This is a genomic window from Cystobacter fuscus, assembly GCF_002305875.1.
Lineage (GTDB): Bacteria > Myxococcota > Myxococcia > Myxococcales > Myxococcaceae > Cystobacter > Cystobacter fuscus_A.
In genome coordinates, this window is sequence record NZ_CP022098.1 from 11,603,012 (window position 1) to 11,617,615 (window position 14,604).

At 63.7% G+C, this 14,604-nt stretch carries 13 protein-coding genes; 10 read left to right on the forward strand and 3 right to left on the reverse strand.

Annotated features, from left to right (window positions below; translation table 11 throughout):
* The first annotated feature begins 182 nt into the window (after nucleotides 1-182).
* The 3 genes from CYFUS_RS46950 (at nucleotide 183) to CYFUS_RS46955 (ending at nucleotide 4,541) form a co-directional block, all read left to right on the forward strand.
* Nucleotides 183-1,319, forward strand: a complete 1,137-nt coding sequence (locus CYFUS_RS46950; protein WP_095991163.1) for an epoxide hydrolase family protein — start codon at nucleotides 183-185, stop codon at nucleotides 1,317-1,319.
* Nucleotides 1,320-2,071: 752 nt separating this feature from the next.
* Nucleotides 2,072-3,139: a hypothetical protein gene (locus CYFUS_RS51465; protein ID WP_157759061.1), complete on the forward strand. Its 1,068-nt coding sequence runs from the start codon at nucleotides 2,072-2,074 to the stop codon at nucleotides 3,137-3,139.
* A gap of 250 nt (nucleotides 3,140-3,389) precedes the next feature.
* Entirely contained in the window at nucleotides 3,390-4,541 is a 1,152-nt protein-coding gene (locus CYFUS_RS46955) for an IS4 family transposase (RefSeq protein ID WP_095991839.1), read from the forward strand.
* Nucleotides 4,542-4,752: 211 nt separating this feature from the next.
* Here the strand turns inward: CYFUS_RS46955 and CYFUS_RS46960 are convergent, their stop codons facing one another.
* The gene (locus CYFUS_RS46960) at nucleotides 4,753-6,111 is read right to left on the reverse strand and encodes a hypothetical protein (protein ID WP_095991164.1); all 1,359 of its coding nucleotides are present in this window, start codon (nucleotides 6,109-6,111) and stop codon (nucleotides 4,753-4,755) included.
* 425 nt (nucleotides 6,112-6,536) lie between these two features.
* Nucleotides 6,537-7,136, reverse strand: coding sequence for a hypothetical protein (locus tag CYFUS_RS46965; RefSeq protein ID WP_095991165.1), 600 nt, complete (start codon nucleotides 7,134-7,136; stop codon nucleotides 6,537-6,539).
* 624 nt (nucleotides 7,137-7,760) lie between these two features.
* On the opposite strand from CYFUS_RS46965, the gene CYFUS_RS46970 reads away from it, so the two are divergent.
* From CYFUS_RS46970 to CYFUS_RS46980, 3 genes are all read left to right on the forward strand, one after another.
* Entirely contained in the window at nucleotides 7,761-9,056 is a 1,296-nt protein-coding gene (locus CYFUS_RS46970) for a phytoene desaturase family protein (RefSeq protein ID WP_095991166.1), read from the forward strand.
* Nucleotides 9,053-10,003, forward strand: a complete 951-nt coding sequence (locus CYFUS_RS46975; protein ID WP_095992644.1) for a sigma-70 family RNA polymerase sigma factor — start codon at nucleotides 9,053-9,055, stop codon at nucleotides 10,001-10,003. Before CYFUS_RS46970 ends, CYFUS_RS46975 begins: the two co-directional genes overlap by 4 nt.
* A 173-nt stretch (nucleotides 10,004-10,176) precedes the next feature.
* The gene (locus CYFUS_RS46980; RefSeq protein WP_095991167.1) at nucleotides 10,177-11,097 is read left to right on the forward strand and encodes an endo alpha-1,4 polygalactosaminidase; all 921 of its coding nucleotides are present in this window, start codon (nucleotides 10,177-10,179) and stop codon (nucleotides 11,095-11,097) included.
* Between the two features lie 60 nt (nucleotides 11,098-11,157).
* Here the strand turns inward: CYFUS_RS46980 and CYFUS_RS46985 are convergent, their stop codons facing one another.
* Nucleotides 11,158-11,913 (reverse strand): NADPH-dependent F420 reductase, encoded by a 756-nt coding sequence (locus tag CYFUS_RS46985; protein ID WP_269770186.1) that lies wholly within the window; start codon nucleotides 11,911-11,913, stop codon nucleotides 11,158-11,160.
* A gap of 145 nt (nucleotides 11,914-12,058) precedes the next feature.
* Here CYFUS_RS46985 and CYFUS_RS46990 point away from each other — a divergent pair, with 145 nt between their 5' ends.
* The 4 genes from CYFUS_RS46990 to CYFUS_RS47005 all read left to right on the forward strand — a co-directional run bounded on the left by CYFUS_RS46990 (nucleotide 12,059) and on the right by CYFUS_RS47005 (nucleotide 14,596).
* Nucleotides 12,059-12,481, forward strand: coding sequence for a hypothetical protein (locus tag CYFUS_RS46990; RefSeq protein ID WP_095991169.1), 423 nt, complete (start codon nucleotides 12,059-12,061; stop codon nucleotides 12,479-12,481).
* A gap of 65 nt (nucleotides 12,482-12,546) precedes the next feature.
* Complete coding sequence (locus CYFUS_RS46995; RefSeq protein ID WP_420042720.1) at nucleotides 12,547-12,840, forward strand: MaoC family dehydratase; 294 nt, start codon at nucleotides 12,547-12,549, stop codon at nucleotides 12,838-12,840.
* An 87-nt stretch (nucleotides 12,841-12,927) separates the two neighbouring features.
* On the forward strand, nucleotides 12,928-13,458 hold the full coding sequence (locus tag CYFUS_RS47000; protein WP_095991171.1) for a polymer-forming cytoskeletal protein: 531 nt from the start codon (nucleotides 12,928-12,930) through the stop codon (nucleotides 13,456-13,458).
* A gap of 34 nt (nucleotides 13,459-13,492) precedes the next feature.
* Nucleotides 13,493-14,596 carry an ankyrin repeat domain-containing protein gene (locus tag CYFUS_RS47005; protein WP_095991172.1) on the forward strand — a complete coding sequence of 368 codons (1,104 nt, stop codon included), beginning with the start codon at nucleotides 13,493-13,495 and terminating at the stop codon, nucleotides 14,594-14,596.
* The last annotated feature ends 8 nt before the right edge of the window (nucleotides 14,597-14,604 follow it).

Sequence of the window (14,604 nt, forward strand, 5' to 3'; positions counted from 1 at the left end):
GGGGTCGAGCAGTACGGGGGCAGTGCATCACGGCAGCAACACTACGGGGGTAGTGGGTAGGAAGAGTGCGTCGGGGGGGATCCGCTGGGGGCGGATCCTCCCCGATTCTTTTTTGGCGTCTTCCACTCGCGGCCCGCGTGGCACGGTGAATCGAGAAGGTCCTCTCTCTTCCCAGGAGTCCCATGTCTCCGCGTCCCTTTCGCATCGATGTGCCCCAGGCCGTGCTCACGGATCTTCAACGCCGCCTGGAGGCCACGCGCTTCCCCGAGCCGCTGCCCGGTGAGCCCTGGCAGCGCGGCGCCGATGTCGCCTATGTCCGCGAGCTGTGCGCGTACTGGCGTGAGCGCTACGACTGGCGCAAGCACGAGGCCGAGCTCAACCGCTTCCCTCAATTCCTGTGCGAGGTGGAGGGCGTGGACCTCCACTTCTGGCACGTCCGGGGCAAGGGCCCGTCTCCTTTGCCACTCTTGCTGACGCACGGCTGGCCCGGCTCCATCTACGAGTTCCATCACCTCATCGAGCCGCTGACGGACCCCGCCGCGTACGGAGGCGACGCCCGGGACGCCTTCGACGTGATCATCCCCGCGCTGCCCGGCTATGGCTTCAGCGGCAAGCCGCGCGAGCCGGGCTGGGATGCCACGCGCGTGGCCGCCGTGTTCGACCGGCTCATGGTCGAGCACCTGGGCTACTCCCGCTATGGGGCGCAGGGCGGTGATTGGGGAGGCGTCGTCACCACGGCGCTCGGGGTGGAGCACGCCGAGCACCTGGTGGGCATCCATCTCAACTTCGCCCTCGCGTCGCCGCCGCCCGGACAGGAGCAGAGCGAGCTGGCGCGGGAGTATGGCCAGAAGATGGCGGCGTTCTCCGCCGCCGAGAGCGGCTACAGCCACGTGCAGGGCACCAAGCCCATGTCGCTGGGCATCGGGCAGGCGGATTCCCCCGCGGGGCTCGCCGCGTGGATCGTCGAGAAGTTCCGCACCTGGAGCGATTGTGGCGGGGACGTCGAGCGCGCCTTCTCCAAGGACTGGCTGCTGACGAACCTGATGTTCTACTGGGCGCCCAACAGCATCGCGAGCGCGGCCAACCTCTATTACGAGACCTTCGGCATGCAGCGCCTGGACTTGAAGAAGCCGGTGCGCGTGCCCACGGCGATCGCGGACTTCCCCAAGGAGCTCACCCACACGCCCCGGCCCTGGTTGGAGGCGCGCTTCAACCTGCGGCGCTACACGGAGATGCCGCGAGGGGGCCACTTCGCCGCCGCGGAACAGCCGGAACTGTTCCTGAAGGACGTCCGCTCGTTCTTCCGGGAGCTTCGCTAGGAAACCGGGGGAAGTTTCTCCCCGGTAAGTCTTACCGCTCCCGGACGGGCTCCCGGCCCCCGCTCCACATAACCCCCCGAAATCACGGCCTCATCTCCCACGAGCACGCTGGCATTCGGACTGCAATAGCCCTCTGGCACGAAGTCGGGATGAGGCAGCACGGGGCGGTACGGGGCAGGACGGGCGGGTCGGGAAGTACGGGGCAGGACGGGCGGGTCGGGGTCGGGAAAGACAACCATTTCAGGGGGAGAAGGAGTCGAACGGGGGCAGTACGGGGAGCGCCACTTGGGGAAGTGGCGCAAGCAAAGTGAGTCGGGGAGGAGCTGCTGGGGAGCGGCTCCTCCCCGATTCCTTTTTGGCCTCCCTTTGCATGCCGCCCGCGCGGCGCGGTGAAGCTCCCTTCATTTCGTCTTGTCCCCATCTAAGCCAGTTCTGGCTCAGATAGGTCCCTTGCTGGAACGTCTCGCACCAAGCCCAATGTCCATTGATGGAGCCGCTCCCCTACATCCAGAAATCCACAAGTGGTGAACGGTTATCGTCTAACATGTAATATGCCGTGCTCAACGGATGCTTCAGAATGGGACTAAATGATCAAACTGAACAAGGAACGTCGGTACTGGTTCGATAGACACCACAACACAGCGCAGCTCATTCGTGCGTGCTTTGATGCTCTTCCGGATCCAAACAAGGCATCCCCGAGTGTACTCCACGCACTCTGTCGGTTAACTTGGATTACTCACTCGAATCGTGGCGTGGCTGACAACAGAGAGGCTGTTGTCATTCCGTCCCTTTGTGAAATTCTTAACATCACCCCCGCAGCAAGCCGACAGGATGATTTACTGCATGCTCTTGCACGAATAAATGCGCCCCAGACAATTTGCGCAGCAGCCAAGGCTGAAGTTGGGTTCACAGATTTCTACGCTCCCTTTCGAAACACTTCGTGGAATTGGATGACAACCCATGCCACGAAAATCCGGCCACTTATGGTTGCGGCCCGTAGATTGAAATCAGACTCAAGCGCGAGTTCGCTGTACGACTTGATCAGTCAGCTACCGCCCATCCCAAGGAAAGTGGGAGGACCCCTCCCAGCAGCAAATCTGTTAACTCCCCTTGTAGCCTGTCTCGATCCGCGCGCACGAGCACCAATCATCAACAGCGCGAAGAGCGTCACCCTAGCATTGAAACAACTGGGACTTTTTCACGCGACACTTAGCGAAAAATTTAGCGGGCTTGTTGGTCTGATTGGCCAAGCAGGAATCGAGGACGCATTTTTTCTGGACGTTTGCCTCGATCTGCTTGGAAAGACGGTCTTGGGAAAGGCCGTCGACCCCATCGACTCTCAAAAAGCAGAAAAGCTTACACAGGAACCCCCCAAAAAGGATGGAGCAAATAGCGCTCCGCTTGGACTCAAGGATGCTGAAGATCTCAAGGTAATCTCTCTCGGAGGAACTAAAAAGCGCGCTCAGTTACACAACAAGATGACAAACAGACTCCTAGCCCTCTGCAAGAAACATAAACTAACAGTGGATGAAGGGAGCGACAAAGCATGCCGCTACGACGCTCGAATACAGAATTACGCAAAAGGGAGGGATCTTCTGATCGAGGCAAAGACTTCCACAGAAATCGCCGATTCGCGGCTTGCCGTTGGCCAACTTCTGGACTACAGACGGCACCTAGCAAAAAGGGCCAGCACAGACATTGCTGTGCTTTTGCCACAACGCCCTGATTCTAAAGTAATGAATTTCCTCGACGACGTAGGGGTCAAACTGATCTGGTTCAAGGAAGACTTCAAAAGCATAACTGGAGAAATTGAACTATGAGCGCATTACTATGAGCGCATTAAAGAAGCAAGAGCCGCTCCAGCATCATCTATTGACAACCTCGAAAGGTCCGTGTTCCGATCAGGACAGCACGGACCCAGATAAATTCTTTCCACTATAAACTAAAGAACTATCGATCAATCACCTGGCGGAGCCCTGAGCCATCCCCTCATTTTAACAGGCGAGCAAGGGAGCGCCGCGTAGGCCGAGTAGTGCGAGAAGTAGGACCCGCATGCTTACTTCTGCGGTCATGCGTAAGCCTCGCCTTGATGACCAGCAGGTGCATACCTTTCTGGAGTCCCTCTTCGAAGAAGACCTGCACGCCAAGCGCGTGTTGTCCCTGGCCTACGCGGTCCTGGGTGTCATTCACGCTGCCAGCCTGGGGGTTCATCTCATTGGCAAAGCCCTGGCGTGGGCGCGAGGCACCAAGAGCAAGCATGGGGTGAAGCAGGTGGACCGGCTCTTGTCCAACCAAGGGATTGATGTCTGGGCGCTGTTCGCACAGTGGGTGCCCTTTGCCTTGGGACAGAGAAGCGAGGCACTGGTGGCGCTGGACTGGACGGACTTCGATGCGGATGGGCAGACAACGCTGGTGGCGTCGTTGGTGGCGAGCCATGGACGCACGACGCCCCTGGTCTGGCTCACGGTGGAGAAGTCCGCCTTGGAGGGGATGCGCAATGACGTTGAGGATTTCGTACTCAATCGACTGCGGCAGGTGGTGCCCGAGCGGGTGCGGCTCACACTACTGGCCGACCGGGGCTTTGGAGACCAGAAGTTCTATGCGCTGCTCGAGCAACTGAAGTTTGACTACGTGGTGCGCTTCCGTCAGTGCATTCAAGTGATGGATGAGACGGGAGAGAAGAAGAGCGCGGGCGAGTGGGTGCCCGAATCGGGCCGGGCGGTGCGCATGGTGGGAGCGCGAGTCACCCAGGACGAAGCGCCCGTGGGGGCTGTGGTGTGCGTGAAGCAGAAGGGAATGAAGGAGGCGTGGTGCCTGGCGACGAGCTTGAAAGAAGCGACGGCGGCCTTCGTGGTGGGGCTGTATGGCAAGAGGTTTCGAACGGAGGAAACCTTCCGCGACATGAAGGACTTGCGTTTTGGAATGGGCCTGTCGTCGGTGAGGGTCCGCTCGACGGAGAGGCGGGACCGGCTGCTGTTGGTGAGCGCGCTGGCCTGCGCATTGCTGACGCTGCTGGGGGCGGCGGGGGAGAGCTTGGGGATGGAGCGCTACCTCAAAGCCAACACAGTGAAGACGCGCACCTACTCCCTCTTCCGGCAGGGCTGTGAGTATTACCAGGCCATCCCGATGATGCCGGAGGAGCAGCTCGTCCCGCTGATGAAGCGATTCGCTTCGCTGTTACGTGAACAGCCAGTTTTTCAGGAATTTCTCGGCCCAATATGAGGGGATGGGTCAGGGCGGAGCCGCCAGGTGCCCGGATTCATTGATGCGGCAGGTCGGCTCCAGCCAATTTATCGATTGCTCTTGAGTGCAGCAGGAAAAGGAAAGTTAGACGGAAAGCGCTCTCTAGTATTACCCAGTCATTTCGCACCCAATCCGAAGGAAATTCTCCGCAGAGGATTGCCGAAGCCCCCTGGGCAGCGACCAAGTAGTATCAGAGGGAGCCATCGTTGAGCGTAATAGCAAGCGTGCCGTCAATGAGACGGGCGCTCACCGGACCAGCATTTTCCTGTGCCTGGCTCACCTCGTACACCTCAATTTTGTTGCCCTCGGCAACCTGGACGCGCGCACCATAGGACCAAGTGGGGCCGCGCAAGTTTTCGCTTGGTTTGTAGTGAAAGGACCAGCTTGACTGGCCTTCAGCATTCACGGTGAAGGATTGGAGCTGCGCGTCCTGACGCACATCACGCGTCAGGCCGACGCTCATGTCCCACGACAGCCAGCCGCGGCCCTTGCACTCTTTCACGCCCAAGTATTTGCGGTAACCGCAACCGCGCAGGCGGGCAGGCACATGCACGCAGCGGGCTCCACTAACGTTGGGAGGACCGGCGTTCGAGCCGCAGTTCTTGCCGGTTTCGGCGAAGTGAGTAATGTCGGAGACTTGCCAGCCTTCGGCCGCGCACACTTGCTGACTGACGTCGGTGTTGATGTCACAATCGCCGGATTTGCCCGAATCATAATTGTGTAACTGCTTGCGGGTTTCGGCGACAAGAGTGGTGGGTTTTATCCAGGCGCTGATCGAGACTTGGCGGCGCGGCACGAGCGTGGCGGATGCCTGAAGCTCAAGGCGTTCCTTAGTTGTCGAACAGAAGAGAAAAATCTTCCGCTTGCGGTTCTCAGCAGGCACGCGAAGCGCAACCGAGCGCTCAGCAGTGATCGCACCCACGATCGCATCGGGGACTGCGACACGCAGTTCACCAGCGCTGCGCGCGATAACACGTGCTGGGGTGCCGTCAACCGTCACCTCGCTGGCGGCCGGCCAGTCGAGGAAGTTGCCGCGGATCGTGATCTCCGGTGTGTCGCGGCCGAGCCGCAGGCGCGGCGTTGCCACATAGACGATGCGCGGCGTCTGTGTACGGCAGGGTAGCGAGTAACTGATGTTGTAGGCAGAGATGTCAGCCTCGGCGATGGTGCGCCGCAATTCGTCACCAGTCTTGGTGGCAAGCGCAGTGGTGGCGTCGCGCACCTGCCGGGTGAGGGCTTGCGCATCGCGGTAGAGTGCGCGCTGCTGCGCATCCATGCGGTCGAAGGTAAGATTGACGTTTCGCCCGAACACGCGGTCGATATCGGAGATGACGTTCTGGGCATTGGCCTGTAGCGAATTGCCTACGCCCCTGACCTCGCCGCCAACGGTTTCGAGCGACGACTTGAAGTCAGTGATAGCGTTCGACAGAGCATTCGACACCGCACCAATGGTAAGCGTAGTCTCAAGCTGGGCGTGCGCGGGCGTCGCCCCAATCACTGCAATAACAACAGAATGTAACAAGACGATGGTCGGCAGTATCGAGCGCATACGTGTCCCCTTGAGTGGAAACGACCCTGCGTTTCCCTTTATGAAATAATGCCTCATGCGGGGCTCTGGCTCAACCGAGCGGGCGTCAGAAAACGGTTGATGGCGCCCCTGTCACCACTAAACTGCCTAGCACGTCGGCAGTGTCAGGCTAATTCAATTTTTCCGACCATTCCCGAAATCAGAGGGTTTGTCCCTGCACCCAGGAGGGTCCGGGGACTGCCTACGCGTTTCTACGAATTGTCTGCTCTCACTCCTGGCAACACCTCCACGGCATCTCGCTCGGATTCCGCGTGTTCCGCACGTGCAGCCAGGAAGTGCACCTGAGCGCCTTCTACACCCATAAAGGCCCTTCTGGACGAGACCACGAACAATACATGGAAAACCAGGAGGAACACTGCGGCAGTGCAGGGCACCACACAAATCGCTCAAGAAACCGGGGCTTTGGCTCTCCCCTTTCGATTACCTAGTTTCCGCTTCCTCCTCCATTGGACCACGCGACGCACGAATTCAGCCTGAGTTTCAGGACGGGAATCCGATGGCATGTGGCCGTAGAGTCGTTGGTAATCCAGCACTGCCCCGTGCTCGAAATATTGCTCGGGAGAAATGCGCCCCAGTAGGTACTTCGACCACACCTCAAACAGGCCCCAGTAGTGATGGAGGGGAGGGGCGATGATCTTCACGAGGTTGACCGTCCCCCCCACGACGAGACTTCCGGTGAAGGACGCAAACGCCACGGAGGTCCCCAGGCCAACACCGGGCAATTCGATGGGGCCCCAGAGAAGCCCCTCTGGGAATTTCGAGAGGAGGTAGAAGAACTGAGCGGTGACTACCCCGCCCACAGCAAAGGGGCGTGCGCTACTGCCCCAGATTGCGAGAATGGCCTTCTGGAGTTTGGCACCATGCCGCTGCTGTTCAGCAGAGCGGAAAGCGTGCTGCGGAGCAATCGCCCCCACCTCTGCGCCAAGCAGAGGCCCCGCCTGATCGGTGGCGTGGTCAAGTCCCGAAGTGGTGTTGCTGGGGGCCATTCTCTCGTGTAGCCGCTTTTCTGGACATCGGTCTCAAGAGCCACCCTACGGTTACGGCGCATCTAGATGGAGCGCGAATTTTCAGCCGTGCATTGGGCTGTAGCACGCGTCCGAGGCCGAAAATTCGGCTCCGCATCGCACAGCAACACACCAGCATCAGGTATGTAGCACGCATCCGAGGCCGAAAATTCGGCTCCACATCACACAACAACACACCCACCGTATCCCGCCCGCTTCCGCATGTTCTGCCTGCGCAGCCAGGTAGCTCATCCGGGCTTCCTCTCTCAAAGCCCTGCTGGCTTTCCCCCTCCCCCCTCCCCTTTCGCCCGCTCCGAACCCGCCACACCACATCCATTGGACGCGCATGACCTCTAGGAACGAACAAGCACGGGACTGGGCGTAGCATTGGAAGTGAGCCCAGTGGGGTACGTCTGGAGCGATTGGAAGGCATCCGTCAGAGAGACCAGAAGAGGTGGGCGCCCGGGAGTCCATAGGCACTGCTTTGTTCCCAGGACTCCTGAATTTCCCTACAGCTTCTTTTTGGGCCTCTCCGTAACCTTTTGAAGGCCCATTTCGTGGTCCCGCCAAAGGCCCCAAGCACGGGGCTCGAAAGCGAGCGAGACCATGAAGACGACGGACGTGGCGGTGGTGGGCGGAGGGCTGGGCGGCCTGGCGGTGGCGACGCTGCTGGCGCGGGGAGGCCGGCGGGTGGTGCTGTTCGAGAAGGCCAGACACCTGGGCGGCCGGGCACACACCACGCACCAAGAGGGCTACCACCTCAACCTGGGACCCCACGCGCTCTACATGGCGGGAGCGGCGGCGCGGGTGCTCGGACGCCTGGGCCTGGAACTCAGGGGACGGGGACCTCGCGGCGAGGGTGGCTTCGCGCTGCGCGGAGGCCGGCTACACACCCTTCCCTCGGGACTCGTGTCCCTGCTGACCACGGATCTACTGAGCACCATGGGCAAGCTGGAGTTCGCTCGGGTGATGGCGAACTTGATGCGTGTGGACGCCTCGACGCTCAAGGGGATGAGCCTGGAGGAATGGCTGTGCGCGAACGTGTCGCGCGAGGAGGTGCGAGATCCCGTGGCGATGCTCTTCCGGGTGTCGACGTACTGCGCGGACCTGGCGCTCCTGGGCGCGGACGCGGCGGTGGCGCAACACCAGGCGGCGATGGCCCAGGGGGTGCGCTACCTCGATGGGGGCTGGGTCGAGCTGGTGCGTGGACTGTCGGCGATAGCCGACGCGGCGGGAGTGGAGCGGGTGCTGTCGGCGCGGGTGGAAGAGGTGACGCGCGAGGAGGGAGGCGGACGCCCCCGGGTGCACGGCGTGCGGCTGGCGGACGGAACGGAGTGGGCGGCCGAAGCGGTGGTGCTGGCGGCGGGGCCCCAGGACGTGGCGGCACTCCTGCCGGGGGACGCGGTGGCGGCGGGCTGGGCGGCGAAGGCGGTGCCGGTGAAGGCGGCCACGCTGGAGGTGGGACTGTCGCGGCTGCCGAGGCCCGGGGCGCTGATAGCATTCGGGGTGGATCGGCCGTGGTATGCGTCGGTGCACTCGGCGTGGGCGCGGGTGGCCCCGGAGGGAGGAGCACTGGTGCACGTGGCCAAGTACCTCGGGGAGCGCGACGCGGTGGCGAGCGAGCCGGAACTCGAGGGCGTGCTGGAGCTGTTGCAGCCGGGCTGGCGGCAGCACGTGGTGACGCGGCGGTTCCTGCCCGGGCTGACGGTGATGCACGCGCTGCCGACGAAGACCGAGGGCCTCGAGGGCCGTCCCCGGCCGGTGGTGGAGCATCTCCAGGGTCTGGGCCTCGTGGGCGACTGGGTGGGGCCCGAGGGCATGCTGGTGGATGCCTCGCTCTCGAGCGCCGAGGCGGTGGCTCGCGCATGGCTGGGCAGAGCCGAGGGGGCCCGCGCGGCATGACGTCCGTGGATCACGAGGCGCTGGAGCACGCGGCACGGGAGCACGAGCGCTTCCTGTGGGGGCTGTGCTACCGGATGACAGGCGTCGCGGCGGACGCGGACGAGCTGGTGCAGGAGACCTATGCGCGGGCGCTCGCGACACCACCCGGGCAGCCCGAGGAGATGCGCCCGTGGCTCACGCGCGTGGCGATGAACCTGGCGAGGGACAGACTCCGGCGGCGCAAGCGCGAGGACTACGTGGGGCCGTGGCTGCCCTCGCCGGTGGAGACGGGCGAGGAGGCGGTGGCGTCGGTGGAGGCGCACCTGTCCGGAGGCGGCACCACCGAGGGCCGCTACGAGCTGTTGGAGAGCGTGACGTTCGCGTTCCTGCTGGCGCTCGAGGCGCTCACGCCGCGGCAGCGCGCGGTGCTGCTCCTGCGCGACGTCTTCGACTACCCGGTACGCGAGGTGGCCGAGTGCTTGAGGATGAGCGAGACGAACGTGAAGGTGACGCACCACCGGGCACGGGCGGTGATGGCGGCGTATGACCGGGAGCGGTGCGTGCCCACGCGCGAGCTCCAGGAGCGGACCCGGCGGACGCTGGAGGATTTCCTGGGAGCGCTGGTCTCGGGGGACGTGGCGGCGGCCGAGGCGCTGCTGGCCGAGCCCGTGCGGGCATTGTCGGACGGAGGCGGCGAGACGTTCGCGGCGCGGGTGCCCGTGGTGGGAATCAAGCGCGTGGCGCTCTTCTACCGACGGCTGCACGAGCTGGGCGGCGTGGCGGACGCGCTGGAGGTGCGGATGATCAACGGGCTGCCCGCGCTGGTAGCCCACTGGATGCAGCCCGCTCCCGGGCGCCCCAAGCGGGTGGTCATCCGCCTGGACATTGGCGAGGACGGACGGGTGCGGGTGCTGCACTCCGTCCAGGCGAGCCGCAAGCTCACGGGACTGCCCGCCTCGACGAGCTGACGGCGCATGCCTCCTGGCGGACTCTCATGGACAGCGATTGTAATTATTTCCAGAAGGTCAGGGCAGCACATATACATACTGCAACCCCAAGACAGATGCTTCGTGTATGACAGATACAACGTGAATCGGAGCCGCGATGTCCAAACGCGCCGGACACTTCCACGGAGACAACCATGTCGAAACTTTCGCTGGTCGCAGCGCTCACCCTGGGTCCCTTGCTCGGCTGCGGTATTCAGAGCACTCCGTCCGAGCCGAACCCCGATGGAAGCATCGGAGCCGAGCGCTTGGATGCGGGAGCACCCCTGAGCGACGCTGGAACTCCGACGAGTTGGTGGCGCCCCACTCCCGCGCAGCCCATTCACTGGCACTGGCAGCTCTCCCAGGACTTCTCCTACCCACGCGACGTGCTGCCCAACAAGACTGTCTATGACCTCGACGGCGAGCTGACGTCGGCCGAAACGGTGGCGAAGCTTCACGCCCTCGGACCAGACATCGTGGTGATCTGCTACTTCGACGCGGGCGTCTACGAGGACTACCGGTCGGACAAGGCGCGCTTCCCGGCGTCCGTGATTGGCAAACCGGACGAGGGTTGGGACGGCTCGTACTGGCTCGACATCCGCCAGCAGGACATCCTCCTTCCCATCATGAGGGACCGGATGATCAACTGGTGCAAGAACAAGGGCTTCGATGCCATCGAGCCGGATGAGACGGAGGTCTGGAGCAACGACTCCGGATTCCCCATCACCAAGGCCCAGAACAATGCCTACAACAAGGCGATCGCGGACCTCGCCCACTCGCTCGGAATGTCGGTGGGACTCAAGGGCAACAACACCGAGGCACCGGAGCTGGTGGACTACTTCGACTGGGCCCTGACGGAGCAGTGCTGGGAGTACGACGAGTGCCAGCTCTTCAAGAACAGCTTCTTCGCGAAGGGCAAGGCCGTCTTCAACGTGGAGTACAACACCAACCCGAACTGCACCCTCGCGAATCAGTGGCACATCAACTCGAGCCGCCGCGACCTCGACCTCGTGGGACCGACCGCGAGCGGCTACCTCTACCAACCCTGCATCCCCGACACCCAGTCAACCTGGTGAGCTGACGTCCCGGGGGCACATCCTCGAGCACCAGGATGTGCCCTCCAGCGCACCGTCGAGCTACGTCGTCAGGTACTTCTTCAAGGATTCGTTGGCGGCGTTGCGGTACTCCGGGATGCTGCCACGCTCGGCCGCGGCGAGGGCCTGCTTCAGGCGCGCCGCATCGAGGTCATGGGTGTAGCTCGGGGTGCCGGGCTGCTGGCGCCAGGAGTCCGAGAGGCTTCCGGCATCGACGGGATCGAAGCCGAGCTCGTCCACGAGCCGGAGCACCTTCGCCCGGGCCTCGGGCGGGTCCCCCGCGACCGGCAACGCGATCCTCCCCGGTGTGCCCTTCGCCGTGCCCTTCTCCAGAAGGTTCTTGAAGTAGATGTTGTTGAAGACCTTGACGACGGGACGGCCGATCCGCGACGCGACCCACTCGCTCTCGACCTTTCCGCCGTCGAGTTCCGCGATCTGTCCGTCGCGGATGGGGTAGTAGTTGCCCGTGTCGATCACGACGACGTCCTTCGGCACATTCGCGAAGAGATCCTTCGGCAGGTCCAGGATCGCCTTCTGGGGGATCGTCAGGACGACGACCTCACCGGCCCTCGCCGCCTCGGCGGGGGTGACGGCCTTCGCGCCCGTCTCCGCCGCGAGTTCGCGAAGCGTCTCGGGCCCGCGCGAGTTCGCGATGAAGACCTCGTGCCCGAGCCGGGTCCAGCGTCGAGCGAGGGTCCCACCGATCATTCCCGCGCCGATGATTCCGATCTTCATGTCGCCATCCTCCTGGGAGTGACTCCCATGACTGTGTGCGCCGGTTCGATGCCCGACCCCCACGGGAGGTGCGCGGTGCGTGTCGGATTCTCGATGGGGTCAAAGCCGGAAGACGTCGGCGAGCAACGCCGTCCGGCCCGTAACGGCGCTGGGGTTGGCCTTGTCGCGGCGATGAATCCGGGTATACCTCCGCCAAGGGGAGCACACGATGAGCAGGTTCGAACCAATCACCCTTCCAACGGGCCGCTACGCGCTGACCGCCGCCACCGACGATGCCATCCGGGGCAGCTGCGGGGCACCGGCGCGGGCGGGCCAGGCGGCGCACCCGATCATGGCGTTCGTCGCCGCGGTCGGGGGGCTCGGCGCCTCGGTCGCCGAGGTCTGTCGCTTGTGCGGCAGTTCGGTCGACGTCGGCCCCGTGCTCGCCTCCTGCGCGATCCGCTACCCGCGTGAAATGCGGATCGATCAAGAATATCGCGTCGAGGCGCGGCTCGCCGACGTGGTGCGCAAACCCAGCCACCGGTTCGGGGAGGCCGATCATGCCCGACTGGAGATCGCGCTGATGCAAGGGGAAGACATCCACGCCGAAGTCTCGCTGCACTGGATCCTGCCGGTCAGGGGTGAGGCATGAGCGCGCTGCCCCCGATCAGGATCGACGCTGTCGAGGCCGCGCCGATGGTGGTGTGGGTGCGCGCGATGAACGACGACAATCCGATCCATGTCGATCCCGCCGTCGCCGATGCGCTGGGATTCGGCCCGCGCACCGTCAATCCCGGCCCGATGAACCTGGCCTATGCGATGAACCTGCTGCTGGCGGCGACGCCCGACCGGCCCATCGCCGCGATCGAGGCGCGCTTCCTGGGCAATGTCCAGTCGGGCGATTCGGTGCGCGCGGAAGGCACGCAGGAGGGCGACACCGCGACGCTGCGGCTGGTGCGCGCGGAGGACGGCGCGGTGCTGGTCGATGCCGTCGCGCGGCTGCGGGAGTAGTCCTCGCTGGCGTACTGGCCGCCGCGGTCGGAGTGGTGCGGCAACCCTCGCGGGAGGCTGGCGCCCCCCGTGCTAGCCTCGCGGAGCATGAACATCCTGCCATCGCTCCTCGAGCCCCATGCGGCCCTCCTCTCGCCCGCGTTGAATCGGCTGGACGAACTCGATGCGGAGGGGCTGCTCGCGGCCCCGGTCGACCTGGAAGCCATGGTCCAGCACGGCGTGGATTCGCGGCCCCGTCTGGACGGTCAGCGGTTGGAGTTCGACGAGCCCACGTGCGTCGTCGTCACGGGGGATGTGACGGCGGAGACGCTCGTCCTCGAGGAACAGTCCGTGCTGCTCGTGCTGGGCAACCTGAAGGCCCGCTCGGCGCGGCTGTACGGCACGGCGCTGGTGCTGGGCACGTGCGAGGTCACCGAGAGCCTCGTCGGCCATGGGGAGCCCCATACCCTGACAGTGCTCGGTGCGGTCCAGGCGGGGCGCTGCGAGATGCATCAGCAATACATCATGCAATTCCTTGGCGGAGGCACGCTCGCGAGTCTGAGCGACAGCGAGGGCGGCGAGGAGGAACTCCTGGAGTTGATGCACGCGGCGGGCAGCGCGCTCCAGGTCGGCGCGTAGCGCCATGGCCGAGGAGTGATCTACCTTCCCCCGCATGACGAAGCAGCAGACGGAACTCATCGATCTGATTCGCAAGATCAACGACCTGCACTACATCGAGACCTACAACCGGGTGGAGAAGCCCGAGGCCGAGTACCTCGCGATCCTGCGCAAGGCCCAGGACGGGAATGCCGCGATCCTCGACAGCATCCGGCAACTCCTGGCCGAGGGCGTGAGCCTCGACTTCAAGACCATCAATGGCCACACGCCCCTGGCCGTCGCGGTGACCCAGAACAACGTCGAGCTGGTCCAGTTGCTCATCGCTCATGGCGCCGACATCCATTCGACGATGGGATACGACACGCCGCTGCACCGGGCGGCGGAGTTCGGAGCCGATCGGGTGGTCCGGTTCCTCATCGAAAAAGGTCTGGACCCGCGCGCGAAGACTCCGGGAGGCAGGAGCGTCCTGTCAGCCGCTCGAAGCTCGAGACACAGCAAGAACGTCGTCCCCCTGCTGGTCGAGCTCCTGAAGAAGACGAAGTCACAGAGGCCACCCCCTCCGAAGAAGCTGAAGGAACTCTCCGAAGAGAACGTCACCCGGTACCTGGCCGGCACCGCGCCGGCGACAGTGGCCGCGCGTGACTGGGAGGCGCTCCAGGCCTTCATGGACAGCGTCTTCGTCGAGGAGCACTCGGTCACCATCGACCAGCTCTACGAGAACATCGAAGAGCACGGCGGTACGCGGCCTCACCTGGTCTTCGCCTGCATCGACCTCATCCAGAAGGCCGCGACCCGGGAGCCCCAACACAAGAAGCTCAAGAAGGTCTCCAAGACGACCTACGTCCACCATGGCGACCTGGAGATCGACGGGGACCTGGGAGTGCGCTCGCTGATGGTGACCGGGAGCCTGACGGTGAAGGGCAAGGCCTCGAACCCCCAGGGACGCCAGCTGTTCGTGGGGGGCGATTTCGCGTGCGACACCTTCTACACGGAGGGGCCCGTGGTCATCGGTGGTGACCTCCGGGCGCGAACCGTTGATGCCTTCTACAATGACTACGGCCTGGAGGTTCGTGGCACGCTGAAGGCCGACACCCTCACGGTGGAACGACACCAGGTGACGGCGGGCCGGTTCGACGTCAGGGAACGCATCGACAAGTAGCCGAACCG

Bases quoted from the DNA above. Each gene is read 5' to 3' on its own strand.
- CYFUS_RS46955 (WP_095991839.1), top strand. From the start codon at position 3,390: ATGCGTAAGCCTCGCCTTGATGACCAGCAGGTGCATACCTTTCTGGAG.
- CYFUS_RS46980 (WP_095991167.1), top strand. From the start codon at position 10,177: ATGTCGAAACTTTCGCTGGTCGCAGCGCTCACCCTGGGTCCCTTGCTC.
- CYFUS_RS46995 (WP_420042720.1), top strand. From the start codon at position 12,547: ATGAACGACGACAATCCGATCCATGTCGATCCCGCCGTCGCCGATGCG.
- CYFUS_RS47005 (WP_095991172.1), top strand. From the start codon at position 13,493: ATGACGAAGCAGCAGACGGAACTCATCGATCTGATTCGCAAGATCAAC.
- CYFUS_RS46990 (WP_095991169.1), top strand. From the start codon at position 12,059: ATGAGCAGGTTCGAACCAATCACCCTTCCAACGGGCCGCTACGCGCTG.
- CYFUS_RS46965 (WP_095991165.1), bottom strand. From the start codon at position 7,136: ATGGCCCCCAGCAACACCACTTCGGGACTTGACCACGCCACCGATCAG.
- CYFUS_RS46960 (WP_095991164.1), bottom strand. From the start codon at position 6,111: ATGCGCTCGATACTGCCGACCATCGTCTTGTTACATTCTGTTGTTATT.
- CYFUS_RS46970 (WP_095991166.1), top strand. From the start codon at position 7,761: ATGAAGACGACGGACGTGGCGGTGGTGGGCGGAGGGCTGGGCGGCCTG.
- CYFUS_RS46950 (WP_095991163.1), top strand. From the start codon at position 183: ATGTCTCCGCGTCCCTTTCGCATCGATGTGCCCCAGGCCGTGCTCACG.
- CYFUS_RS47000 (WP_095991171.1), top strand. From the start codon at position 12,928: ATGAACATCCTGCCATCGCTCCTCGAGCCCCATGCGGCCCTCCTCTCG.
- CYFUS_RS46975 (WP_095992644.1), top strand. From the start codon at position 9,053: ATGACGTCCGTGGATCACGAGGCGCTGGAGCACGCGGCACGGGAGCAC.